This window comes from Herbaspirillum sp. GCM10030257, assembly GCF_042666555.1.
GTDB lineage: Bacteria > Pseudomonadota > Gammaproteobacteria > Burkholderiales > Burkholderiaceae_D > Noviherbaspirillum.
Window position 1 is genome coordinate 157965 of sequence record NZ_JBHTDH010000003.1, and the last position, 23003, is coordinate 180967.

Annotated in this window: 21 protein-coding genes and 2 tRNA genes; 11 read left to right on the forward strand and 12 right to left on the reverse strand. The window is 55.3% G+C overall.

The window, feature by feature from the left end; all coding sequences use genetic code 11:
* The first annotated feature begins 14 nt into the window (after positions 1–14).
* The 3 genes from argH to ACFQUU_RS05425 all read left to right on the forward strand — a co-directional run bounded on the left by argH (position 15) and on the right by ACFQUU_RS05425 (position 4196).
* On the forward strand, positions 15–1409 hold the full coding sequence (gene argH / locus ACFQUU_RS05415) for an argininosuccinate lyase (protein WP_382243779.1): 1395 nt from the start codon (positions 15–17) through the stop codon (positions 1407–1409).
* Positions 1410–1899: 490 nt separating this feature from the next.
* On the forward strand, positions 1900–2484 hold the full coding sequence (locus ACFQUU_RS05420) for a TRAP transporter small permease subunit (RefSeq protein ID WP_382243782.1): 585 nt from the start codon (positions 1900–1902) through the stop codon (positions 2482–2484).
* A gap of 17 nt (positions 2485–2501) precedes the next feature.
* Entirely contained in the window at positions 2502–4196 is a 1695-nt protein-coding gene (locus ACFQUU_RS05425; RefSeq protein ID WP_382243785.1) for a TRAP transporter large permease subunit, read from the forward strand.
* A 278-nt stretch (positions 4197–4474) separates the two neighbouring features.
* Here the strand turns inward: ACFQUU_RS05425 and ACFQUU_RS05430 are convergent, their stop codons facing one another.
* The 4 genes from ACFQUU_RS05430 to pmbA all read right to left on the reverse strand — a co-directional run bounded on the left by ACFQUU_RS05430 (position 4475) and on the right by pmbA (position 9237).
* Positions 4475–4612, reverse strand: a complete 138-nt coding sequence (locus ACFQUU_RS05430; RefSeq protein ID WP_382243788.1) for a hypothetical protein — start codon at positions 4610–4612, stop codon at positions 4475–4477.
* Positions 4613–4825: 213 nt separating this feature from the next.
* Positions 4826–5905: a TRAP transporter substrate-binding protein gene (locus tag ACFQUU_RS05435; RefSeq protein ID WP_382243791.1), complete on the reverse strand. Its 1080-nt coding sequence runs from the start codon at positions 5903–5905 to the stop codon at positions 4826–4828.
* A 320-nt stretch (positions 5906–6225) separates the two neighbouring features.
* The gene (locus ACFQUU_RS05440; RefSeq protein WP_382243794.1) at positions 6226–7305 is read right to left on the reverse strand and encodes a TRAP transporter substrate-binding protein; all 1080 of its coding nucleotides are present in this window, start codon (positions 7303–7305) and stop codon (positions 6226–6228) included.
* A 567-nt stretch (positions 7306–7872) separates the two neighbouring features.
* Positions 7873–9237: a metalloprotease PmbA gene (gene pmbA, locus ACFQUU_RS05445; RefSeq protein ID WP_382243797.1), complete on the reverse strand. Its 1365-nt coding sequence runs from the start codon at positions 9235–9237 to the stop codon at positions 7873–7875.
* A gap of 72 nt (positions 9238–9309) precedes the next feature.
* Here pmbA and yjgA point away from each other — a divergent pair, with 72 nt between their 5' ends.
* Genes yjgA through ACFQUU_RS05460 form a run of 3 tightly spaced genes read left to right on the forward strand, consistent with a single transcriptional unit; the run spans position 9310 to position 11233 of the window.
* On the forward strand, positions 9310–9921 hold the full coding sequence (gene yjgA, locus ACFQUU_RS05450; protein ID WP_382243800.1) for a ribosome biogenesis factor YjgA: 612 nt from the start codon (positions 9310–9312) through the stop codon (positions 9919–9921).
* Positions 9899–10516 (forward strand): molybdopterin adenylyltransferase, encoded by a 618-nt coding sequence (gene mog, locus ACFQUU_RS05455; protein WP_382243803.1) that lies wholly within the window; start codon positions 9899–9901, stop codon positions 10514–10516. Before yjgA ends, mog begins: the two co-directional genes overlap by 23 nt.
* Before the next feature lie 45 nt (positions 10517–10561).
* Positions 10562–11233 (forward strand): alpha/beta hydrolase, encoded by a 672-nt coding sequence (locus tag ACFQUU_RS05460; RefSeq protein ID WP_382243806.1) that lies wholly within the window; start codon positions 10562–10564, stop codon positions 11231–11233.
* 135 nt (positions 11234–11368) lie between these two features.
* Here the strand turns inward: ACFQUU_RS05460 and purU are convergent, their stop codons facing one another.
* Positions 11369–12238: a formyltetrahydrofolate deformylase gene (gene purU / locus ACFQUU_RS05465; RefSeq protein WP_382243809.1), complete on the reverse strand. Its 870-nt coding sequence runs from the start codon at positions 12236–12238 to the stop codon at positions 11369–11371.
* Positions 12239–12582: 344 nt separating this feature from the next.
* Positions 12583–13131 (reverse strand): polymer-forming cytoskeletal protein, encoded by a 549-nt coding sequence (locus ACFQUU_RS05470; protein ID WP_382243812.1) that lies wholly within the window; start codon positions 13129–13131, stop codon positions 12583–12585.
* 296 nt (positions 13132–13427) lie between these two features.
* Here ACFQUU_RS05470 and ACFQUU_RS05475 point away from each other — a divergent pair, with 296 nt between their 5' ends.
* Positions 13428–14462 carry an NADP-dependent oxidoreductase gene (locus tag ACFQUU_RS05475; protein WP_382243815.1) on the forward strand — a complete coding sequence of 345 codons (1035 nt, stop codon included), beginning with the start codon at positions 13428–13430 and terminating at the stop codon, positions 14460–14462.
* Between the two features lie 129 nt (positions 14463–14591).
* Here the strand turns inward: ACFQUU_RS05475 and ACFQUU_RS05480 are convergent, their stop codons facing one another.
* The 6 genes from ACFQUU_RS05480 to gltX form a co-directional block, all read right to left on the reverse strand.
* Positions 14592–14975 carry a hypothetical protein gene (locus tag ACFQUU_RS05480; RefSeq protein ID WP_382243818.1) on the reverse strand — a complete coding sequence of 128 codons (384 nt, stop codon included), beginning with the start codon at positions 14973–14975 and terminating at the stop codon, positions 14592–14594.
* A 221-nt stretch (positions 14976–15196) separates the two neighbouring features.
* Positions 15197–15772 carry an elongation factor P gene (locus tag ACFQUU_RS05485; protein ID WP_382243821.1) on the reverse strand — a complete coding sequence of 192 codons (576 nt, stop codon included), beginning with the start codon at positions 15770–15772 and terminating at the stop codon, positions 15197–15199.
* A gap of 110 nt (positions 15773–15882) precedes the next feature.
* On the reverse strand, positions 15883–17103 hold the full coding sequence (gene earP / locus ACFQUU_RS05490; protein ID WP_382243824.1) for an elongation factor P maturation arginine rhamnosyltransferase EarP: 1221 nt from the start codon (positions 17101–17103) through the stop codon (positions 15883–15885).
* Positions 17104–17250: 147 nt separating this feature from the next.
* Positions 17251–17326: transfer RNA gene (locus tag ACFQUU_RS05495), tRNA-Glu, on the reverse strand.
* A gap of 56 nt (positions 17327–17382) precedes the next feature.
* Positions 17383–17458: transfer RNA gene (locus ACFQUU_RS05500), tRNA-Ala, on the reverse strand.
* An 85-nt stretch (positions 17459–17543) separates the two neighbouring features.
* Positions 17544–18938, reverse strand: coding sequence for a glutamate--tRNA ligase (gltX, locus tag ACFQUU_RS05505; protein WP_382243827.1), 1395 nt, complete (start codon positions 18936–18938; stop codon positions 17544–17546).
* Between the two features lie 186 nt (positions 18939–19124).
* On the opposite strand from gltX, the gene metG reads away from it, so the two are divergent.
* From metG to ACFQUU_RS05525, 4 genes are all read left to right on the forward strand, one after another.
* A complete protein-coding gene (gene metG, locus ACFQUU_RS05510; protein ID WP_382243830.1) occupies positions 19125–21236 on the forward strand; it encodes a methionine--tRNA ligase in 2112 nt (703 codons plus the stop codon).
* A gap of 68 nt (positions 21237–21304) precedes the next feature.
* Positions 21305–21784, forward strand: a complete 480-nt coding sequence (locus tag ACFQUU_RS05515) for a GNAT family N-acetyltransferase (protein WP_382243833.1) — start codon at positions 21305–21307, stop codon at positions 21782–21784.
* A gap of 135 nt (positions 21785–21919) precedes the next feature.
* Positions 21920–22117, forward strand: a complete 198-nt coding sequence (locus ACFQUU_RS05520) for a DUF3460 family protein (RefSeq protein ID WP_382243836.1) — start codon at positions 21920–21922, stop codon at positions 22115–22117.
* Positions 22117–22995, forward strand: a complete 879-nt coding sequence (locus ACFQUU_RS05525; protein WP_382243838.1) for a segregation and condensation protein A — start codon at positions 22117–22119, stop codon at positions 22993–22995. The genes ACFQUU_RS05520 and ACFQUU_RS05525 overlap by 1 nt, the downstream gene beginning before the upstream one ends.
* Positions 22996–23003 lie beyond the last annotated feature (8 nt).

Genomic DNA, 23003 nt, shown 5'->3' on the forward strand with positions numbered 1-23003 from the left:
ACCGGAATTCCATTATGACAGCACAACTTTCCAAAAAAGGCGAAGCCTGGTCGGCCCGCTTTTCCGAACCGGTCTCCGACCTGGTCAAACGTTACACCGCTTCCGTGTTCTTCGACAAGCGCATGGCGGACGCCGACATACAAGGTTCGCTCGCCCATGCCGAAATGCTGTCGCATCAAGGCATCATCAGTGCACAGGATTATGCCGACATCCAGCGCGGCATGGCGCAAATCCAGGCAGAAATCGCTTCGGGCAAGTTTGAGTGGCTGCTCGACCTTGAAGACGTTCACCTGAATATCGAAAAACGCCTGACCGAGCTGGTCGGCGACGCCGGCAAGCGTCTGCATACCGGCCGCTCGCGCAATGACCAGGTGGCGACCGATATCCGCCTTTACATGCGCTCGGCAATCGACGACATCAGCGGACTGCTGCGCGACTTCCGCCTCGCGCTGCTCGATCTCGCGGAACAGCATGCCGACACCATCCTGCCGGGCTTCACCCATATGCAGGTAGCGCAGCCGATCACCTTCGGTCATCACATGCTGGCTTATGTGGAAATGTTCAATCGTGATGCCGAACGCATGGCAGATTGCCGCAAGCGCGTCAACCGCTTGCCCCTGGGCGCTGCAGCGCTCGCTGGAACCACTTTCCCGATTGACCGTGAGCGCGTAGCAAAAAACCTTGGTTTCGATGAGGTCTGCCGCAACTCTCTGGATGCCGTGTCGGATCGCGACTTCGCCATCGAATTTTGTGCTGCTGCCGCACTGGTTATGACGCATATCTCGCGCATGTCGGAAGAACTGGTGATCTGGATGAGCCCACGCGTTGGCTTTATCGATATCGCCGACCGCTTCTGCACCGGTTCGTCGATCATGCCGCAAAAGAAAAATCCGGATGTTCCCGAACTGGCCCGCGGCAAGACCGGACGTGTCAACGGTCACCTGATCGGCTTGCTGACCCTGATGAAAGGCCAGCCACTGGCTTACAACAAGGATAACCAGGAAGATAAGGAACCGCTGTTCGACACCGTGGATACCGTCGTCGATACCTTGCGTATTTTTGCCGACATGGCGCGCGGCATCACCGTCAAGCCGGAAGCGATGCGTGCCGCTGCGCTGCAGGGTTATGCTACCGCCACCGACCTGGCCGATTACCTGGTGAAGAAAGGCCTGGCCTTCCGCGATGCACACGAGGCGGTCGCCCATGCGGTGCGTACCTGCGAACAGCGCGGATGCGACTTGACCGACCTGACTCTGGATGAAATGCGGACATACTCGCAGTTGATCGAAGCGGATGTGTTTGAAGTATTGACGCTGGAAGGCTCCGTTGCTGCACGCGATCATATCGGTGGTACCGCCCCCAATCAGGTGCGCGCCGCGATTGCTTACCATCGCAAACTGCTGGCCTGATCCAAAGTCTCATTTCGGTCATCTAGCTTACAAGGTCAGAGAAGCAGGGTGCTGACACGGCGCCCTGCCTCCGCACGCAAGACCTACCCGAAAAGATTGAGTGTTCTGTAAACGTTGCTGAGTTGCTACAGGTGGCGGCAGCCGATCGTGAAAACACGTATGCTTTGAACTCGCTGCACCGCATCGAATTACCTCACCATTTCTCTGTCGGGCCGCTCGTCTCCCGTCACATCCAAATCCTCTCAAGTACCTGGTTTTAATGGGTTATCCGTAGTTCTACGTACGCGCTTGTACCGGGAAAATGAAAAAAACCATGGGCTTTTGCAGCGCAACATGAAAAGAATTGCGCATGCATTCGGGAACCATTCGTTTGCAAGTTGAAATGACATATACTCCCCCGAGTTTTACCTACCCTATATATGGCATTGCGTCCGCCAACAACTACAATTCTGTGGGCGCTCCGATGATTTCTTATTGATGGAGACAAATCATGTCTTTCTTGCTTTCACTATCGAGGTTCATTGATGCGCTCAATGAAAAGATAGGAAACGGTATCAGTTGGGCGCTTCTGCTCTCGGTACTTATCTGTACAGGTAACGCGCTTGTACGTTATGCGTTCAACACCAGCTCAAATGCCTGGCTTGAAATCCAGTGGTATCTGTTCTCGGCAATCTTTTTGCTGGCTACCGCATACACATTGCGTCGTAACGAGCATGTTCGTATCGACGTCGTCGCCGGTCGCTTTTCCAAGCGTATCCAAGTCTGGATTGATGTTTTTGGTTTCCTGCTTTTCCTGCTGCCGATTACCTGCATCATCCTGTACTACGCGATTCCCTATGCCTGGGATTCCATCCAAAGCCAGGAAATATCAAGCAACGCCGGCGGCCTCATTGTCTGGCCGGCAAAGTTGTTGATTCCAGTAGGCTTCCTGCTTCTGGCTTTGCAGGGTCTTTCCGAGTTGATCAAGCGTATCGGTTTCCTGCGCGGCGAGCTCGATGCCAGTGCGTTCGAAAAGCAGGCAACCACACCCGAAGAAGAAATCGAGGCGATCAAAGCCGCGAATAAACTTAACTGATCGCCGGAGAACACATAATGGAGCAGTTTCTGATCGCAAACATGGCGCCGATCATGTTCGGCGCCCTCGTCGTCTTTCTGCTATCGGGCTTCCCGGTAGCCTTTTCACTTGCCGCAAACGGTCTGTTCTTCGGCTTGCTTGGCATTGAATTCGGCTTGCTCAAACCCGAACTCCTGCAGGCGCTGCCGAACCGTATCTTCGGCATCATGGCAAATGACACCCTGCTGGCGATTCCGTTCTTTACTTTCATGGGCCTCATTCTCGAGCGCTCAGGGATGGCGGAAGATCTGCTGGATACGATTGGGCAGTTGTTCGGCCCGATCCGCGGCGGTGTTGCCTATGCGGTGATTTTCGTCGGTGCGCTGCTGGCCGCGACTACCGGCGTGGTCGCTGCGTCGGTGATCTCAATGGGTCTGATTTCCTTGCCTGTGATGCTGCGTTATGGCTATGACAAGCGTATCGCGTCCGGTGTCATTGCCGCCTCGGGCACGCTTGCACAGATCATCCCGCCCTCGCTGGTGCTGATCGTGATGGCCGACCAGCTGGGACGCTCTGTCGGCGACATGTACAAGGCCGCGTTCGGACCCGGTCTGATGCTGACGGCAATGTATGCCGGCTACGTGTTGGCAGTGTCAATCTTCAAGCCGGCTGCAGTTCCTGCCCTGCCACCGGAAGCGCGCAATCTGCGCGAACCGAATGGTCGCAGCGGTGTTGTTTCACTGCTTGTGCTGCTGCTCGCTGCAGTCGGTATTTCCTTTGGGTTTGCCGAGTATTATGGGTCTTCGCACCCCAATGCGGCCAGTGACGAAGTGGGCATTTATTCGGCCGCGGTCGGCATCGCAGTGGCTTTCGTTCTCGCGCTGGCAAACCGCAAGCTGAAATTGGGCCTGCTTTCGCGCATGGCTGAAAAGGTCGTATTCGTCCTGATCCCGCCGTTGGCACTGATTTTCCTGGTACTCGGTACGATCTTCGTTGGTATCGCTACGCCGACCGAAGGTGGCGGCATGGGCGCATTCGGTGCGCTCGTACTGGCCATGATGAATCGTCGCCTGTCCTGGTCACTGATGAAGCAAGCGATGGATTCCACTACGCGCCTGTCGTGCTTCGTGGTCTTCATTCTGATTGGTTCGAGCGTATTCGGCCTGACCTTCCGTGCAGTCAATGGCGACCTGTGGGTAGAACATCTGCTGACCTCCTTACCGGGCGGCACATTGGGCTTCCTCATCGTCGTCAATATCATGTTTTTCTTGCTGGCCTTCTTCCTGGACTTCTTTGAACTGGCCTTCATCCTGGTGCCGCTGGTCGGACCGGTTGCCGAAAAACTGGGTATCGACCTGATCTGGTTTGGCGTGCTACTGGGTGTGAACATGCAAACTTCCTTCATGCACCCGCCCTTTGGCTTCGCGCTGTTCTATCTGCGGTCGGTTGCACCGAAAGAGGTTAAAACCTCGGACATTTACTGGGGTGCGGTACCTTTCGTATTGATACAGGTGATCATGGTCGCCTTGATCATTGCCTTCCCGCAGCTTGTGTCGATCGAAAAGAAAACCGACATGAAGGAGCAACTCGAGCTGAAGATCGACATTCCGTCGCAGCAAGAATCGCCTGATAGCGGCACACCGCAGCTCAATTTCTCGAATGAGAACGAGCAGCAGCAAGAAAGCAGTGATGCGCCACAGCTCAACTTCTCGACGGACGAAGAGAAAAAATAAGTTTTAACTTAGTTGAAGGCCCCGCCCGGATTACCGCGCGGGGCCTTTTTTACTGGAAGCTGCTAAAGCGTTTACATCCTGACCGAGCAAAGCGAGGTCAAGGTGATGTTTTTGCGGAAGGCGCGACGGCGCGACTTGGGGAACCATGAAAGAAGCGAACGTCCCATATCTTATTCAGACTGGAGCGACTGCGCATGAGAGACGGGGACGGTGGAAAAATCTTGCAAGAGCGCAGAAGGGAAATCTGCAAAGCAAGGTTCAGAGTGAATTCGTACTGGCTAGAGCGCTTTCACCCTGACCGTACCGACGATGCCGGATGCTTTGCCCGCGGCACGGCGTTGTCGCGGGGCCGCCGAGGCCTCCTTGCCATGGCTCGCCATGTCGCGTCGGCGCGCCTTGTTCCGCAGCCAAATCACCTCAGCCTCGCCTGGCCCGGTCAGGGTGAAAGCGCTCTAGCAGCGCGATAAATCTGGAAAACGTCGTAACGGCGTTACACGAAGCAACAAGCAATGCCGCCAGAGGCGAGCATTCATCAAGCCGACCTCAGTACTCAGCGCATTTCATGCGGGGTCCTGCAGCGCACGGCAAGGCGGTGCGTTGCAGGACATTACTGCAGGATGAGATCTAAGTTACTTGTGTGCCGACATAAAGTTTTGCAGCGGCCCTTCAGCGACCGAGAACCATTGGTTCTGATCACGCTGGAAGCGCTTGTACGGCTCGTAGATCTTCTTGAACTTGGCGTTCTTGGATGCTTCTTCTTCCATTGTGGCGACAGCCGCCTTATAGGAAGCTTCCATGATGGCTTTCGAGAAGAAGCGCAGCTTCGCACCATTCTTGATCAGGCGTGCAAGCGCTGCCGGGTTCTTGGCGTCGTACTCGGCCTGCATGGTGACGTGTGCTTCATAAGAAGCCGCCTCAAACGCCATCTGGTATTCCTTGGGCAGCTTTTCCCATTCCTTGATACCGACGTAGAAAGACAGCTGCGCGCCAGCTTCCCACCAGCCCGGTGCGTAGTAATAGGGAGCGACTTTGTAGAAGCCGAGCTTCTCGTCGTCGTAGGGTGTGGTCCATTCGACCGCGTCCAGCGTACCCTTTTCCAGCGCCGGATAAATATCCGCACCGGCGAGCTGCTGAGGCACAAGGCCCAGCGGCGCCATCACCCTGCCGGCAAATGCGCTGATACGCATCTTCAGGCCCTTGATGTCGTCCAGTGTCTTGATCTCCTTGCGGAACCAGCCACCCATCTGCGCACCGGTATTCCCGCCCAGGAAATTGATGATGCCGTAGTCCTTGTAGAACTCACGCATCAGGTCGCGTCCACCGCCCTGGTCGAACCATGCGGTTTGCTGGCGGGAATTCATGCCGAACGGGACTGCGCAGTCGAAGGCGAATGTCGGGTCTTTGCCGAAGTAGTAGTAAGGCGCGGTATGCCCCATTTCGACGGTACCGTTTTGTACAGCATCGACCACCTGGAGAGCCGGAACAATTTCACCACCGGCGAACACGCGAATGTTGAACTTGCCGCCAGTAAGCGCAGACACGCGCTTGCTGAACACTTCGGCTGTACCGAACAGCGTGTCCAGTGATTTAGGGAAGCTGGAAGCGAGCCGCCAGTTGATGGTCGGCTGGGATTGTGCGAGGGCGGGAGCCGCTACTGCACCAATCGATGCGCCAACCGCTGCTTTTTTTAGAAAGGAACGACGTTCCATTTTGTCTCCTGTTGAATGAAGCCACAAATCATGGTGAGTCTTGCGCCTTGCTGGCATTGCGCAAAACCTGACACTAACCAGCGGACTGGTGACGGACGCCGTAGATCGCAAGGCATGGCAAGGCATGTTTTGCGTCCACTTCGACACCTGCCCGACAACCCAGAAGAATGCCATAAAAATGCCATTTCGTCCGGGAATTAGCTATTAATGGTCGCTGGCGCATCGCGCGCACCAAATGAAAAAGCCCGCTGCACGTTCGTGCTGCGGGCCTTAATCACTGCAACTGCGCAATGCAACTGCGCCTTCACTTCTTACGGCGCTTACTTGCGTGTAATCATGAAATTTTGCAGCGGCACTTCAGCCACCGAGAACCACTGGTTCTGGTCCTGGCGGAATCGCTTCCAGGGCTCATAAATCTTCTTGAACTTGGCGTTCTTGGCAGCTTCCTCTTCCATGACTTGATTGGTCGCCTTGTAGCAGGCTTCCATGATTTCCTTGGAGAATTGACGCAGCTTCACACCATTCTTCAGCAAACGAGCGAGCGCCGCAGGGTTTCTCGCGTCGTACTCGGCTTGCATGGTAACGTGCGATTCATACGAGGCGGCTTCGACAGCGGCCTGGTATTCCTTCGGCAGTTTTTCCCATTCCTTGATACCGATGTAAAAGGAAACCTGAAGGCCTGCTTCCCACCAGCCTGGTGTGTAGTAGAACGGGGCAACCTTATTGAAGCCGAGCTTTTCGTCGTCGTACGGGCCAATCCATTCCGCCGCATCGATCGTACCCTTTTCCAGTGCCGGGTAGATATCGCCGCCAGCGATCTGCTGCGGCACCAGACCCAGATTCTGCATCACGCGTCCAGCGAAGCCGCCGATACGCATCTTCAGGCCGTTCAGGTCCTGCACGGTCTTTACTTCCTTACGGAACCAGCCACCCATCTGTGCGCCAGTGTTGCCGCCCATGAAGTTGATGATGCCGTAATCCTTGAAGAATTCGCGGGTCAGCGCCTTGCCGCCGCCTTGGTCCCACCATGCTGTCTGCTGACGCGAGTTGAGGCCGAAAGGCACAACGCCATCAAAGGCGAATGTCGGATCCTTGCCGAAATAGTAGTAGGAAGCACTGTGTCCCATTTCCACGGTGCCAGCCTGAACCGCGTCCATGACCTGTAGCGCCGGAACGATCTCACCGCCCGCGAACACGCGGATATTGAATTTGCCGCCTGTCAGAGCAGCGACGCGCTTGGAAAATACTTCTGCTGCGCCATAGATAGTATCGAGCGACTTCGGAAAGCTCGATGCAAGCCGCCAGTTGATGGTTGGCTGCGTCTGGGCAAGCGCCGGTGCCGCGACGGCACCGACTGCCGTGCCGGCAGCAGCCTTCTTGATAAACGAACGACGTTCCATTTTGTCTCCTTGAGAATTGAACACAGGTTGTATGCGGAACCGCGCATTGGTGTCCAGCGGATAGCCGGATCGCGAGCCTAGGGATTCTAGAGGCCTGAATATGCTGGAAGCAATACTAATCCACGTAGGTGGTAGCAGTGCTTAGGTAGAAATACGTAGAGAGAATGTGGAGTGACGTGCGCTGACGTGAATGCGCAATTCAAGTTATGCCGTTTTTTCATAGGCGCCGCCCCGGGTTCAGTGTAGGAGCACAAGCTACACGGCGCTGCCGATACGGCCTTGATGAAAATTTTGAAGGCATGTCGATGGTAAATTTCATCGACCGCCATTTCAAGCATCGTCGCAGCGAACGTTTCTACTGGATGGCCACAACTGCGTGCGAGCATATTGGATCCAACAGAATGCAACGTTCCTGCGATTTAAACGGAGCCATCCATGATTACGACCGCCTGCAAAGAGCGTATCTGCAAATCGCTGTACTTTTTCAGGTAGTGGCCGCAATTATCGGTAGCCAAGGTGTTCTGCAGGGCGACTGGTGCTTTCTAGTCAGCGTACTTAGCGTGCTTATTAACTACCTGCCACCGTCATGTTCTCGATAAGGATAGAGCCCGTCACTTTCGTGCCACGTACCACCGTATCAGCACCAATGGCGACAATTTGCTGGAACATTTCCTTCATGTTGCCGGCGATCGTGATTTCTTCTACCGGGTACTGGATGACGCCATCCTCCACCCAGTAACCCGACGCACCGCGAGAGTAATCACCGGTGACATAGTTGACACCCTGCCCCATCAGCTCGGTGACCAGCAAACCTGTTCCCAACTTTTTCAGCATGGCTTCAAAGTCGTCGTCCGGACGTGTCAGCGTCGATGTGAAAGTGAGATTGTGCGCGCCGCCTGCATTGCCGGTCGTCTTCATGCCGAGCTTGCGGGCGGAGTATGTGGACAGGAAATACCCCTGCACCACTCCATCCTTGACCACGTCACGACGGAAGGTCTTGACACCCTCTTCATCGAATGGCGAAGAACCCACGCCGCCAATAATATGCGGGTCTTCCAGGGCCTGTATGTGGGGCGCGAACACCGGCTTGCCGAGCGAGTCGAGCAGGAAGGTCGACTTGCGATACAAGGCTCCGCCGGAGATGGCCTGAACAAAGGCCCCCACCAGTCCGGCGGCAAGCGGTGCCTCAAACAGCACCGGGCACTTGCGGGTGTCCAGCTTGCGTGCGTTTAGACGGGCTAGCGCACGCTCGGCGGCATAGCGACCGACGTCTTCGGGACGTGCGAGTTTGGCGGGATCGCGGCCGGAAGTGTACCAGTCGTCGCGCTGCATGTTGGCGCCCTTGCCGGCGATTGGCGATACCGAGATCGTATGTCGCGAGTACGGGTAGCCCCCCATAAACCCCCGCGTATTGGCTGACACGAAATGCGATTGCTGCGCATAGACGCTTGAGCCTTCGCTATTGGTGATGCGCTTATCGACCGCAAACGCGGCTGCTTCGCAACGCGTTGCCACTGCAACCGCTTCTTCCGTCGTAATGGGCCATGGATAGCAGAGCTGCAAATCGCGCGGCGCCATTTCCAGCATATCCTCGTCCGGCAAGCCGGCGCAGTCGTCTTCGGCGGTAAAACGTGCGATGTTGTAAGCTGCTTCAACGGTGGCTTTGAGCGAGTCCTGGGAAAAGTCGGAGGTGCTGGCGTTACCCCGTCTCACATGGCGTTCTTCGCCCAAATAGACTGTAACGCCGATGCCCTTGTCCTTGTTTTGTTCGATGGTTTCAATCTTGCCTTTGCGCACGCTGACGGATAACCCGCTGCCTTCACTGATTTCCACTGCAGCATTGGAAGCCCCCATTTCTCGTGCGAAACGAAGTACATCTTCTGCGATTTGCTTGAGCTGGTCATGGCTGTGAGTAAATACGGGTGTGCTCATGGGCTTGTTTTTTTGGAGTTCGATTTAAAACAGTTATCATAGCAGTCGTTTACAGAATGGCTTCAATTCATCATGGTTAATCCAAACAGAGGTGCAGTCGGCTTCAAGTCCACCGAGTTCGAACAGGAATACGACCGCCCGTCCAAATCCCAGCTGAAGCGCGACATGACCGCGCTCCAGAAACTTGGCGCGGAACTCGTCGCCGAGCCCAAGGAACGCGTCATGCGCGTCCCCATGCCGGAAGACGTCCGGGATGCGATCCTGGAATGTCAAAAGATCAAGGATCACGAGGGCCGCCGCCGGCAGATGCAGTTCGTCGGAAAGAAAATGCGTACGCTCGAAGATGACGAAATCGCGGCCATCCAGAAAGTTATCGATAGCTGGAAAGGTGCCTCGAAGGCGGAAACCGCTGCGATGCATGCGCTGGAACGGCGCCGCGATAAATTGCTGGCCGACGACAAGGCGCTCACCGACCTCAAGGAACAGCATCCTGAGATCGATGTCCAGCAGTTACGCACGCTGATCCGCAACGCGCGCAAGGAACAGGCGGAGAGCAAGCCGCCCAAGGCCTACCGCGAAATTTTCCAGATCCTCAAACAGCTGCAGGGCAAGTCCTCGGGCGCTGCAGGCTCGGCCGCAGCACCCGCAACCTCCGACGAAAATGACGACACCGAAGAAGAGTAATCCCGACGAACTGTTGATCGGCCTGGTCTCCATTTCTGACCGCGCTTCGACCGGCGTCTACGAAGACCAAGGCATTCCAGCCCTGCGCGACTGGTTCACGACAGCATTGACCAGTCCCTGGAGGATGGAGACGCGACTAATCCCTGACGAGCGCGGCCAAATCGAACAGGCGCTTATTGAACTGGTCGATAAGGCAGGCTGCGATCTTGTCCTGACCACTGGCGGGACTGGTCCGTCGCGGCGTGACGTAACGCCCGAAGCGACACTAGCGGTAGGCACGAAGGAAATGCCGGGCTTTGGCGAACAGATGCGCCAGATCAGCCTTAAGTTCGTACCGACGGCCATCCTGTCGCGGCAAGTGGCCGTGATTCGCGAGACGGATGATCATGCGGCCCTGATCATGAACCTTCCCGGTCAGCCGAAGTCGATCAAGGAAACCCTGGAAGGCTTGAAGGATGCCGACGGCAAGCAGATTGTTTCCGGTATTTTCGCTGCGGTGCCATATTGCATCGATTTGATCGGTGGACCGTATATCGAGACCAATGAAGCAGTCTGCAAGGCATTCCGTCCCAAGTCGGCCATTCGCCAGAAATGAGCACCTTGCCCCATCTGGGCAGGCCTGCTTGAAACAAGGAAACTCATGAGCACAAACTCGCTGGAGACCATCGAGATCGAAACCGCGCCCAACCCGACCGCGTCTGTTATCTGGCTGCATGGATTGGGTGCTGACGGCAATGACTTCGTGCCTATCGTGGGCGAACTCAACCTTAGCGGATGCCCGAGCATCCGCTTCGTTTTTCCGCATGCGCCGACCATGCCAGTGACTATCAATAATGGCTATGTGATGCGCGCCTGGTACGACATTCTCGGTACCGATCTGGCCAAACGCGAAGATGAGGCCGGCCTGCGGAAATCCCAGGCGATGGTCGAACAACTGATCGCTCAGGAAAAAGCACGCGGCATTCCGGCCGACAAAATCGTTCTCGCCGGCTTTTCGCAAGGATGCGCAATGACCTTGCAGACTGGATTGCGGTATCCTGAAAAACTCGCCGGGCTGCTTTGTTTGTCCGGTTACCTGCCATTGCATGCCGTCGTTCCCGACGAACGCCACAGCGCCAACCACGACACACCCATTTTCCTTGTGCATGGCCGCGGCGACCCGGTGATCCCAATCGACCGTGCAGAAAAGTCGCGCGACATCCTGCAGTCCCTTGGTTACAACGTTGAATGGCATTCCTATAATATGCCGCATTCGGTATGCGCTGAAGAAATCGACGACGTCAGCGCATGGCTCAAACGCATCCTGACCTAGCTTCAGTAGCACTCGTCAGAGTAAAACGAAAAACGCATTGCTGTGCAGGCACAGCAATGCGTTTTTGTATTCAGAAATGCAGCGTAGAAGCCTGGCGCCTAACCTCAATGGTCGGCGCATCTCGTTCCAGCATTCTTACTTGAATACCACTGTCTTGTGGCCATTGAGAAGAATACGGTGTTCGACAAAGCACTTCACGGCACGGGCCAGCACCACACATTCAACGTCGCGCCCGATTGCTGTCAGCGTATCCGGCCCCATCGAATGGTCAACCCGCTCTACATCCTGCTCGATGATAGGACCTTCGTCCAGGTCGCTGGTGACGAAATGCGCGGTCGCACCGATCAGCTTTACACCGCGTTCATGCGCCTGGTAATACGGTTTCGCGCCCTTGAAACTGGGCAGGAAGGAGTGATGAATGTTGATTGCCTTCCCCTTGAGTGCAGCGCACATTTCAGGTGAAAGAATTTGCATGTAACGGGCCAGCACGACGAGATCGATGTCATTGGCTTTGACAATTTCCAGTACTCGCTCTTCCTGCGCACGCTTGGCTTCAGGCGATGCGCCGGTTGCCAGCGGCAAATGATGGAATGGAATGTTATAGCTTGCCGACAGCTGATAGAAATCGGTGTGGTTCGAGACGATTGCCGGAATCTCGACCGGCAGCAGACCGCTCTTGTAACGGAACAGCAAGTCGTTCAGACAATGGCCGATTTTTGACACCATCAGCATCATGCGCGGCTTCTTACCCGCATCGTGCAACTGCGCATTCATATTCAGCTCGTCGGCAATCGCGGCGAAGTCCGCGCGCAGCGTGGCATCACTGACCGACGCGTCCTCGGCGGCAAAATGTACGCGCATGAAGAACAACTGCGACTGCGCATCGCCAAATTGCGCAGAGTCGATGATGTTGCAGCCGTGTTCGGCCAGGAAGCCTGATACGCGGTGCACAATGCCCCGATGGTCGGGGCAGGATAAGGTAAGAATGTATTCCGGATGCGTCATGATGATGTTTTTGATAATGCGGCAAACCAAAGTCCGCTATTGTCGCATGCCTCGCCGGGTTGCGAGCAGGTCAGGTAGGTTATGCAGGCAAACTGGCCGATCCCTGCAATAAGCGACGGGAAAAGAAAAACCCGGATACGCGATGCGTGATCCGGGTTGTCCGAAACCCCTCGGGACTTCGCTACCTCAGGTACAGCCGATATGTCGCGCAAGGCGCGCGGCTGCAAAGCGGAAGTGTTGGGACGCCAGTGCGGTTACTCCAAGCGTTGGCGTGATCCCTTTTTATGATTCCTGAAATGCTTTTTAACGGCGTCAGAATTGCGACTACTTAACCGCGTATTACCTTAGCCAACCTTGGCAACCGACAGATTCTTTGCTGCGCTTGCTGTGCCAACCTGGATGTCACCAGCCAGCTGACCGCCTTCTTCGATCACTACCTTGCCGTAACGGACCTTGCCGGTAACCTTGCCAGTCGAGTAAATAACCAGCTTCTGGCGGACTGTCAGGTCGCCGTCGAATTCGCCATGGATTTCAGCGATGTCGATTTCAGCGGAGCCCTTGAAGGCACCGCGCTCAGCGATCTGGATCACGCGTGAATCGATAGTGGCTTCAACACGGCCTTCGACGACGAGCGTGTCGCAATCGGTGATTTCAACGCCTTTGAGCTTGATATTCGGGCCGACGATCAATTTGCTGCCGCCTTCGTTGGTGCTGGAAGTTGTGTCCATGTTGGTCGTAACGTTGCTGGTGGTGGAATTGGAACTGCCGACGGAAGTGGTGATGGTTTTGTTGATGCTCGATGTGCCGGTCGGTACGATGCCGCTGGCTGTATTGAGAGGAGAGTTTGGTGTGTTGGCATCGCGCTTGCCAAAGAGTGTTTCGGAACGAAGCATGTGAACTCCTAAAAAATCTGTATGGTTAGAACGTAACGGTTGCAATGTCATCGAACGCATCAGCATTCCGTTACATCAAAAACTAGGCAACACTGAACTTGCGGTTGCGCTGCAGGAAAACGAGCTCTTGACTCCACCTCCCCACTTCTTGAGCCGCAGCAATGTTGCGGCTTCTCACTTTGTCCGCATGCCCTAAGGAAAGTTCAAAAGGATTTTCGTCTGTTACACTTTATAAAAAAGCACGACCGTTCATATTGTTGTATAGTGCCTCACACCCCGCCAAATAGGAGACAAAGATGACCACATCCACCCTAACCAATCAACAAATTCGCCTTGCCGCCCGCCCTGTCGGCATGCCCAAACCGACTGACTGGAAGTTCGCTTCGGATCCGGTCCGTGAACTGGCTGATGGCGAGATCGCCGTCAAGGCGCTGTATCTTTCACTCGATCCCGCCATGCGCGGCTGGATGAATGAAGGGAAGTCCTATATTCGCCCGGTCGCTATTGACGAAGTGATGCGCGCTGGCGGCATCGGCAGGGTCGTGGCATCGAAATCCCCGAAATTCGCAGTGGGCGATTACGTATCCGGCACCATCGGCGTGCAACAGTATTGGGTCGGCGCGGCCGAAGACAAGGCTGGCGCTTTCTACAAAGTCGATCCTAAAATGGCGCCCTTGCCCAAATACCTGAACGCCTTAGGTATGCCGGGAATGACTGCGTACTTCGGCCTGCTGGACGTTGGTCAGCCCAAGCCGGGTGAAACGGTGGTCGTGTCGGGCGCCGCAGGCGCGGTCGGCCAGACCGTCGGCCAGATCGCCAAACACAAAGGCTGCCGTGTCGTTGGCATTGCGGGTGGCAAGGACAAGTGTGACTTCGTGGTTAACGAACTCGGATTCGATGCCTGCATCGATTACAAGAACGAGTCGGTCCGTGAAGGCCTGAAGACCCACTGCCCGAAAGGTGTGGACATTTATTTCGACAACGTCGGCGGCGAAATCCTCGACCATGTCCTCGCAAAACTGGCCATGAAGGCGCGAATCATCATTTGCGGTGCGATCTCACAGTACAACAACACTACGCCAGTCCAGGGCCCTGCAAATTACCTGTCGTTGCTGGTCAACCGTGCGCGCATGGAAGGCATCGTGGTATTCGACTATGCGGACCGCTATCATCTCGCCGCGGCTGAAATGGCCAAGTGGATGAAGGAAGGCACCTTCAAGACACGCGAAGACATCGTCCAGGGTCTTGAAAAGTTTCCCGAAACTCTGTTGATGCTGTTTGAAGGCAAGAACTTTGGCAAGTTGATTCTGCAAGTTGCCAACGACGACTAAGCCAAAGCGGCGGTGGCCAAAGGAATGAAAGCATTGCGTGTAACGCTGCCCTCCTTTAGCTACCTCGCATAAAAAAGCCCTTTGTTTTTACAAAGGGCTTTTTACATGATGGAGCCTGATAAGTTGAAATCAGCGCATCGGCCTGCACTGCCGCAGCTCGCATTGCGCAAGAAAGCTTGTACCGTTCTCGCACCGCATGCGATACACCTCGACCGGACCCTTTTCGGTGACGAGACCTGCTCCATTGGCGCCCTCGCAGCCGAACCTCCTTGCCAACCGCTCTACCGATGCCGAGGATACGCCTGGCCGATATTCCACTTTCTGCACCGCGACGCTACCGGCGTCATCCTGAATTTGCACGACGTTCGCAGCAGCTCTTGCTGCTTGCCGGGAAACGGGCGCTGTCGATGCAGAAGCGCTTGCCGCCTCATCGCCAGACAGTCCGGACATTGATGAGCAACCGGCCAGCAAGGCAGACATCGTCAGGAAGGCAAGCGGAATCAGTCGCATCATGGGCATGGCTTTCTTTGAGAGTAAAAAATAACCAGCAACAGTTTATACCGTGCAATACCATAAATGCAAAGTCGTGGCAGGCATACGCCAAAACGTCACCACAATGTCTCCAATGTCGCCACGGCGTCCGCAAGAAGACGAAAAAAAACCGCAGACTTCTCTGCGGTTTTTCTCATAGCCGAAACAATCAAGCGATCATGGAACGCTCAAGTCGACCTGATTTAGTTACGGACCACGCGCTTATATTCGTTGGTACGCGTATCGATTTCGATCACATCGCCCTGGCTGACGAACAGAGGCACTTGCACAACGTGACGATGTGCGTCGATGGCGTTTTCAATTTGTGCATCTTTCAGGACGTTGCCTGAAGTATTGCCCTTGACGGCAGGTTCCGAGTATACGACTTCACGTGCAATGGTGGTCGGCAGTTCAACGGAAATCGCTTTGCCGTCATAGAAAACCGCTTCGCATTCCATGCCGTCTTTCAGGTAGTGCAGCGCATCGCCGAGGTTTTCTTCTTCGATTTCATACTGGTTGTACTCTTCGTCCATGAAGACATACAGTGGATCCGCGAAGTACGAGAAAGTCACTGGCTTCTTGTCGAGAACCACAACGTCGAACTTGTCGTCGCCGCGGAATACGTTTTCAAGAGGGGAATTGGTCAGAAGATTTTTCATCTTCCATTTGTAAGTGAAGCCCGTGCGGCTTGAACCGTTCACATCGGAACGCAAGACGATAAAAGGCTTGCCGTCAACCATGATGATGTTGCCAACACGAATTTCTTTTGCAGGTTTCATAAGGAATGTACGTAAAAAATAAGTTGCATAAAAAGCATCTGCAGCCTCTTGGCCAACGGCGCCTTCAGCTTAGGTTTGATTCAAAACAAACGCTGTAGATTAACCGCGCATTATACCTTCTTTTCAGCACCGGCCGACTCAAGTGAGCGGACAAACTTCAGCAAGTTGAAAGTCAGGTCGCCGTTGCCCAGCATTTGTTGTTGCCATTGTTCGCAATGCAAAACGATTTCTGGCATGTCGGCGTCAAACGCTTGCCAAAGTGCGCGCCAGTCAACCTTCTCTTGCCCATCGGCAGGCTGGACCTTGTTCCATGCCAGAGAAAGATCAGACAGGCTATCAATGCCAGCCGAATACCGCTCCAGAAATGCCCGCAATTTCTTGTGATGCAGGTTCTCATCCTGTGGATAGATATGCCAGATGAATGGCTTGCCGGCCCACTGCGCACGCACAAAGGAGTCTTCGCCGCGCACAAAATTGAGATCACACGCCCATAGCAGTTTGTCATAGTCAGATTGCGGAACGAAGGGTATGACATTTACCGTAAGCGCACCGTTTGTCCCCGCAGCGCCAGCTCTTGGCTCAGCACCCAGAAAAGCGCGCACTGCTTCGGTCGCCACCCCTTCGGGCACCAGGCACACGACTGGTTGGGCGTTGTCCTTCCATGCATCAAACAATGCCGAGACAGGCGCATGTGGATAACAAAACAGGGATACTTTCAAGGCTGTCATTTCGTCCGCTGGCATGCCGAACCGGCCAAGAAAATTCGCCATGGCTGCCGGGTCGGCTTGAAATTGCCGACGCTGTTCCTCCAATGAAGACTCATGCAGCAACCCGCCTGTTTTGTCTGTAAAGCCCGGGAAGAAAAAGTACTTGGTCAAGGGCAAACGTGGGTGCGACGAAGGCAAGGTATGGCATCCCTCCACCCATTGCTCGGCAGTCAAGCCCTCAAGGTTGATCCATACCGGTTGCGGTGTACGTTCCGCCATCGCGGCAATGTACCCTGGCGGAATATCACAGCCAAAAAACTCGATGACAATATCAGCGATCTCGGCAGGAGAAAATTGCCCGTCTTGCGTACGCCAATGATGTACCGTCACATCGCCAATCTGCTGGATGTCAGCGTGGAGGAGAACCTCGGGACAAATCTTCTGAAAGCTGTTCAGATCGTCTACCCATAAGCTAACGTGGATACCGTGCTCCTGTTGCAGTTGTCTTGCCAGGCGCCAGCAAATACCGATATCGCCAAAGTTATCAACGACTTTGCAGAACAGGGCGAGGGTTGTTACCTGACTTTCTTTGAGAACCATATTGATGATGTGGCTAGTCGGCATGACAAGCAGCGCAATTACCTGGAGACCCGTGCAACATTTTTGCGACGGAAATTCTCCGGCAGAATGGTACCGAAGCGCAGGTCAAACTGAAACAAGTACAAGTATCTCTGAAAAGAAAAACGCCACGCATATGCGTGGCGTTTTGAGTGGCGTCCCCACGGGGATTCGAACCCCGGTACTCACCGTGAAAGGGTGATGTCCTAGGCCTCTAGACGATGGGGACAGTGACCTGTCGATACTGCAGCCTATTATACTTCTTCTTTTGTCGCAATCTTCTGCTGGTGGAGGTAAGCGGGATCGAACCGCTGACCTCTTGCATGCCATGCAAGCGCTCTCCCAGCTGAGCTATACCCCCCCTTGCGAAGAAACGAGAGTATAGCAAAGTTTTTTCTCAGGTGTAAATCCCTTTGGCAAAGAAAGCGATAAATTAGCCAAAATCCTCAGGCGGAAAATTGCTTGAGGCGTGCAAGAACTACGTCGCGGCCAAACAGTTCAAGGACGGCGTCAATCCCGGGGGTCTGCAACTGGCCAGTAATAAACAATCGCAATGGCATCGCAAGTTGGGGCATTTTAAGTTTATGTGCTGCCAACACTTCCTTCATTGCAGCGGAAATCGCAGCCTTGTTCCAATCGATAGTGTTGCACTGCTCGGCGAACTGGCTGAGGGCGGGCTTGACGGCGTCCGTCACATGCTGTGCAACCAAGCCCGCGTCCGGCGCAGGTTGCCGATAAAACAGCATCGCAGCGTCGGCAAGTTCGTTAATAGTATTGGCACGCTCTTTCATCAAGGCAATCACCGCTTGGAGATCGGGCGCACCGGCAAATTGCGCACCGTCTTTTTCCATCAGCGGACGCACCAGCGTTTCCAGCCGAGCGTTGTCAGCCTGCTTGATGTAGTGGTTGTTCAGCCACGCCAGTTTTTCCGGATTGAACTGGGCCGGCGACTTGGACAGGTGATCCAGGTCGAACCACTCGCGGAACTGCTCCATCGTAAAAATCTCTTCGTCGCCGTGACTCCAGCCGAGGCGCGCAAGATAGTTCAACATGGCCTCCGGCAGGAATCCCTGTGCAGGATATTCCATCACGCTGACTGCACCGTGGCGCTTGGACAGCTTTTCACCGTCGGCACCGAGGATCATCGGTACATGACCGTACTCCGGCAAGGGCGCACCGAGCGCGCGCAGGATATTGATCTGGCGCGGGGTGTTGTTCACATGGTCGTCACCGCGAATGACATGGGTGATTTTCATGTCCCAGTCATCGACGGCCACGCAGAAATTGTAGGTGGGCGTGCCATCCGGGCGGGCGATGACCAGATCATCCAGCTCGCGGTTGGAGATGGTGATCTGGCCTTTGACCACATCATTCCAGCTAACATCGCCATCAAGCGGATTCTTGAACCGCACCACCGGCTTACGCCCCTCAGGCACGGCAGGCAAGGCCTTGCCCGGCTCAGGCCGCCAAGTGCCGTCGTAGCGCGGCTTATCGCCCACCGCGCGCTGACGCTCGCGCATGGCTTCCACTTCTTCAGGCGTGCAATAGCAATAATAGGCAGTGCCCGCTTCGAGCATCTGGGCCACCACTTCACGATAGCGGTCCATGCGCTTCATCTGGTAGAACGGGCCTTCGTCATGATGCAGCCCCAGCCAGTTCATGCCGTCCAGAATCGCCTGCACAGCTTCCGGTGTCGAACGTTCCAGGTCGGTGTCTTCGATGCGAAGGATGAAGGTGCCGCCGAAGTGACGGGCGTAAGCCCAGGAAAACAGCGCTGTGCGCGCGCCACCAAGGTGGAGGTAGCCAGTCGGGCTGGGAGCAAAACGGGTGCGGACGGTCATGGCAAATAAAAACGGCCTTGGGACGCCAAAGCCGTGATGAATGAAAGATACGCTATTTTACCCTGTCGACAACAGGGTTCCAATCCACTCTTTGTTCCTGCAAGGCGCGCCTTTGCAGCCAATGCAGCGTCAAGCGGCCCTGCACTGCTAAAATGGCAGTTTTCCTCTTTCAATAAGCATTGCCAAATGAGCACCACACCGTCCCGCAAGCTGTTTGTCACGACCGCCCTGCCGTATGCCAACGGCGCATTCCATATTGGCCATATCATGGAATATATCCAGGCCGACATCTGGGTGCGGTTTCAGCGCATGCAAGGCAACGAGGTGCATTTTGTCGGTGCCGACGATGCCCATGGCGCACCGATCATGATCGCCGCGGAAAAAGCAGGCGTAACACCGCAGGAGTTTGTCGCCAAGATCGCCGCCGGCCGCAAGCAGTATCTGGATGGCTTCCACATCAGTTTCGACAACTGGCACTCGACCGATGCGCCTGAAAACCATGCGTTGTCGCAGGATATCTATCGACGCCTGCGAGACAATGCCAAGCTGATTACAACCAAGACCATCGAACAGTTTTTCGATCCGGTTAAAAACATGTTTTTGCCGGACCGCTACATCAAGGGCGAGTGCCCGAAATGCGGCGCCAAGGATCAGTATGGCGATTCCTGCGAAGTCTGCAGCGCCGTGTATGCGCCAACCGATCTGGTCAACCCTTATTCGACCCTGTCCGGCGCCACACCGGTCCTGAAATCGTCCGAGCACTACTTCTTCCAGCTATCCGATCCCAAGTGCGTAAGTTTCCTCCGCGAATGGACCCAGGAGCCCGGCCGCCTGCAACCCGAAGTCGTCAACAAGGCCAAGGAATGGCTGGAAGGCGACGAAGGACTGGGTGACTGGGATATCAGCCGCGATGCTCCTTACTTCGGCATCGAGATTCCGGACGCGCCGGGCAAATATTTCTATGTCTGGCTGGATGCGCCGGTCGGCTACCTCGCTTCGCTGAAAAACTACTTCGACAAGACAGGCCGCGATTACAACGCCTTCATGAATGACCCGACTACCGAGCAGTATCACTTCATCGGTAAGGACATCATTTATTTCCACACGCTGTTCTGGCCGGCGATGCTCAAGTTTTCCGGCCTGAAGGTGCCGACGAATGTCTTCGTTCACGGCTTCATTACGGTCAGCGGCGAGAAAATGTCGAAATCGCGTGGCACCGGCATTTCGCCCCTGCGTTACCTCGACATCGGCATGAATCCGGAGTGGCTGCGCTACTACATTGCCGCCAAACTGAATGCCAAGGTGGAAGACGTCGATTTCAACCCGGAAGACTTCGTAGCCCGTGTCAATTCGGATTTGATCGGCAAGTATGTCAATATCGCCAGCCGCGCCGCGGGCTTCATTACCAAACGGTTTGGCGGCGAGCTGAGCCCGACGGTGACCTGGAGTCCGCGCTTCGCCGATGACGAACCCGCAATCCGCGAAGCTTTCGAAGCGCGTGAATATGGCAAGGCCATCCGCCTGGTCATGGGCCTGGCCGATGAAGTCAATCAGTACGTCGACACCAAGAAACCGTGGGAACTGGCGAAGGACGCCGCCAACAACCAGGAATTGCAGGAAGTATGCAGTAACCTGCTGCGCGCATTCTTCAACCTGTCGGTCTATCTTGCCCCGATTCTTCCAGCCACGTCACGCAAGGTTTCAACGCTGTTCGGTATCGAGCGTGCACTTACCTGGGCGGATTTGCAGAATGCGCCGTCGGCGATCGCCACCTTCGAGCATCTGATGCAGCGTGTCGATCCGAAAATGCTAGATGCCTTGTTTGAGTTGCCGGAGCAGGCGGCAATTACTTCGAAAGGCGCTGCCGCAGATAGCAACTCGGCCTCCGCACCCCCATCCCGGCCTTCCCCCTCAGAGGGGGAAGGTGAGAACGGCGGAGCGATCGAAGCGATCGCTCCGGAGATTAAAATTGACGACTTTGGCAAGATCGACCTGCGGATCGCCAAAATCGTCAATTGTGAACACGTCGAAGGTTCGGACAAATTACTGCGCCTGACTCTCGATGTAGGTGAAGGCCGTATGCGCAATGTTTTTTCAGGCATCAAGTCCGCTTATAAACCGGAAGATCTGGTCGGCAAGCTGACTGTCATGGTGGCCAATCTTGCCCCGCGCAAGATGAAGTTCGGCATTTCTGAAGGCATGGTACTGGCAGCATCGGCCGCAGATGAAAAGAGCAATGCGGGGATCTATGTCCTCAATCCGTGGCCGGGTGCCGAACCTGGCATGCGGGTGCGCTAAGGCCGAGGGACGTTTGCCATGCGGCCTGTTATGTGGTCTGCATTCTTTTTTGGATGGATGCCTTGCCTATGAATATCCTTGTGCGTGAAGCTACGCTCGACGATGTCCAGCTCATTGCCGACCTGACACGGGCGGCATGGGCTGGCAAGGTAGCAGTAACCTCCAGCGGACACCGCGAAACGGCTGTACGCGTCCGTCAGGATTTGCAGCACGGCGGCGGATTCATTCTCCTGCGCGATGAGCAGCCGATTGGCTCTGTGCGCTGGGTTCCGCTGGAATCCGACTCCGATGTCTGGGAAATCATGCGAATGGGCGTGGTGCCGCAGCACCGGGGTGAACATTTGTCGCAACATCTGCTCGAAGCAGTTATCCACCAGGCGCAGGCATCCGACATTTGCGAACTTCGTCTCGGGGTAAGGTCGGACCAGGTCAGGTTGCTCGATCTCTACGCGGCCTATGGTTTCGAGCTCGCGCCGGAACTGGAGTACACCCACGTCAACCCGCTTGAGCCGGCACCGACAGTGATGCGCCGGATACTTCGTGACTAAGCAGGTTGCCGTAGTAACAACAATCACCGCCTATCCTGTCGCTGCGCCGCATATCCTTGCCAAAGTAAAGGTTTTGCGTGCAAGACAAGGTAGAATAGCGGCAGCAATTTTCTTGTGACCTGATACGCAAACACCATGAAATTCTCGCAATACGAGTCAGACTTCACCAAGTTTCTGAAAGAACTGAAACAGAAGGATCCCGAGCTGGAGCAAAAACAGCGGGCTGGCCGCGCCATTTTCTGGGATAAGGCGCCTATCGACCTGGACGCGAGCAAGCGCGCCGAGGAATCGCGCATCAAGCAACAGCCTTACGTCTACCAGAACAAGTTCTGATGTCGACCGAGCAGGACGCGCTGCTAGCGCATTTGCCGGCTGATGCGCCTGAACTGGCGCTGGCCGGGCAGCCGGATACGACGCCAAACGTGATTGATGGCATGGCCTACGCCAAACTCTACGGCGAGCCGCTGTTCAAGCTGCCGTCAGACCTCTACATTCCACCGGATGCGCTCGAGGTATTCCTTGAAGCCTTCCAGGGACCGCTCGACCTCCTGCTGTATCTGATCCGCAAGCAGAACTTCAATATCCTCGACATTCCGATGGCGCAGGTCACACGCCAGTACCTGGACTATGTCGATCAGATTCGTGTGCGCAATCTCGAACTCGCCGCAGAATACCTGCTGATGGCTGCGATGCTCATCGAGATCAAGTCGCGCATGCTGCTGCCAGTCAAGAAAGCCGACACCGGCGAGGAAGCGGAAGATCCGCGCGCCGAACTGGTGCGCCGCCTGCTCGAGTACGAACAAATGAAGCTTGCTGCGCAACAGCTCGATACCCTGCCGCAGTTAGGCCGCGATTATGTTCGCGCACAAATCCATATCGAGCAAAGCGTTGTCACACGCTGGCCGGATGTCAACATGAGCGAGCTGCAGGCCGTCTGGGCAGATATCCTCAAGCGCGCCAAGCTGACGGCGCACCATACGATCAGCCGCGAAGAACTGTCGGTACGCGAACACATGACCGGCATCCTGCGCCGCTTGCAGTCGGCGAGATTTGTCGAGTTCGCAGACCTGTTCGATCCATCGCGAGGTGTCCCGGTCGTTATCGTGAATTTCATCGCGCTGCTCGAGCTTGCCAAGGAAACCTTGATCGAAATCACTCAGGCTGAAGCGTTTGCACCAATCTACGTGCGCCTGGCTTATTCTCCGAGCTGAGTTTTTTG

Bases quoted from the DNA above. Each gene is read 5' to 3' on its own strand.
- argH (WP_382243779.1), top strand. From the start codon at position 15: ATGACAGCACAACTTTCCAAAAAAGGCGAAGCCTGGTCGGCCCGCTTT.
- ACFQUU_RS05420 (WP_382243782.1), top strand. From the start codon at position 1,900: ATGTCTTTCTTGCTTTCACTATCGAGGTTCATTGATGCGCTCAATGAA.
- ACFQUU_RS05425 (WP_382243785.1), top strand. From the start codon at position 2,502: ATGGAGCAGTTTCTGATCGCAAACATGGCGCCGATCATGTTCGGCGCC.
- ACFQUU_RS05435 (WP_382243791.1), bottom strand. From the start codon at position 5,905: ATGGAACGTCGTTCCTTTCTAAAAAAAGCAGCGGTTGGCGCATCGATT.
- ACFQUU_RS05440 (WP_382243794.1), bottom strand. From the start codon at position 7,305: ATGGAACGTCGTTCGTTTATCAAGAAGGCTGCTGCCGGCACGGCAGTC.
- pmbA (WP_382243797.1), bottom strand. From the start codon at position 9,237: ATGAGCACACCCGTATTTACTCACAGCCATGACCAGCTCAAGCAAATC.
- yjgA (WP_382243800.1), top strand. From the start codon at position 9,310: ATGGTTAATCCAAACAGAGGTGCAGTCGGCTTCAAGTCCACCGAGTTC.
- mog (WP_382243803.1), top strand. From the start codon at position 9,899: ATGACGACACCGAAGAAGAGTAATCCCGACGAACTGTTGATCGGCCTG.
- ACFQUU_RS05460 (WP_382243806.1), top strand. From the start codon at position 10,562: ATGAGCACAAACTCGCTGGAGACCATCGAGATCGAAACCGCGCCCAAC.
- purU (WP_382243809.1), bottom strand. From the start codon at position 12,238: ATGACGCATCCGGAATACATTCTTACCTTATCCTGCCCCGACCATCGG.
- ACFQUU_RS05470 (WP_382243812.1), bottom strand. From the start codon at position 13,131: ATGCTTCGTTCCGAAACACTCTTTGGCAAGCGCGATGCCAACACACCA.
- ACFQUU_RS05475 (WP_382243815.1), top strand. From the start codon at position 13,428: ATGACCACATCCACCCTAACCAATCAACAAATTCGCCTTGCCGCCCGC.
- ACFQUU_RS05480 (WP_382243818.1), bottom strand. From the start codon at position 14,975: ATGATGCGACTGATTCCGCTTGCCTTCCTGACGATGTCTGCCTTGCTG.
- ACFQUU_RS05485 (WP_382243821.1), bottom strand. From the start codon at position 15,772: ATGAAACCTGCAAAAGAAATTCGTGTTGGCAACATCATCATGGTTGAC.
- earP (WP_382243824.1), bottom strand. From the start codon at position 17,103: ATGCCGACTAGCCACATCATCAATATGGTTCTCAAAGAAAGTCAGGTA.
- gltX (WP_382243827.1), bottom strand. From the start codon at position 18,938: ATGACCGTCCGCACCCGTTTTGCTCCCAGCCCGACTGGCTACCTCCAC.
- metG (WP_382243830.1), top strand. From the start codon at position 19,125: ATGAGCACCACACCGTCCCGCAAGCTGTTTGTCACGACCGCCCTGCCG.
- ACFQUU_RS05515 (WP_382243833.1), top strand. From the start codon at position 21,305: ATGAATATCCTTGTGCGTGAAGCTACGCTCGACGATGTCCAGCTCATT.
- ACFQUU_RS05520 (WP_382243836.1), top strand. From the start codon at position 21,920: ATGAAATTCTCGCAATACGAGTCAGACTTCACCAAGTTTCTGAAAGAA.
- ACFQUU_RS05525 (WP_382243838.1), top strand. From the start codon at position 22,117: ATGTCGACCGAGCAGGACGCGCTGCTAGCGCATTTGCCGGCTGATGCG.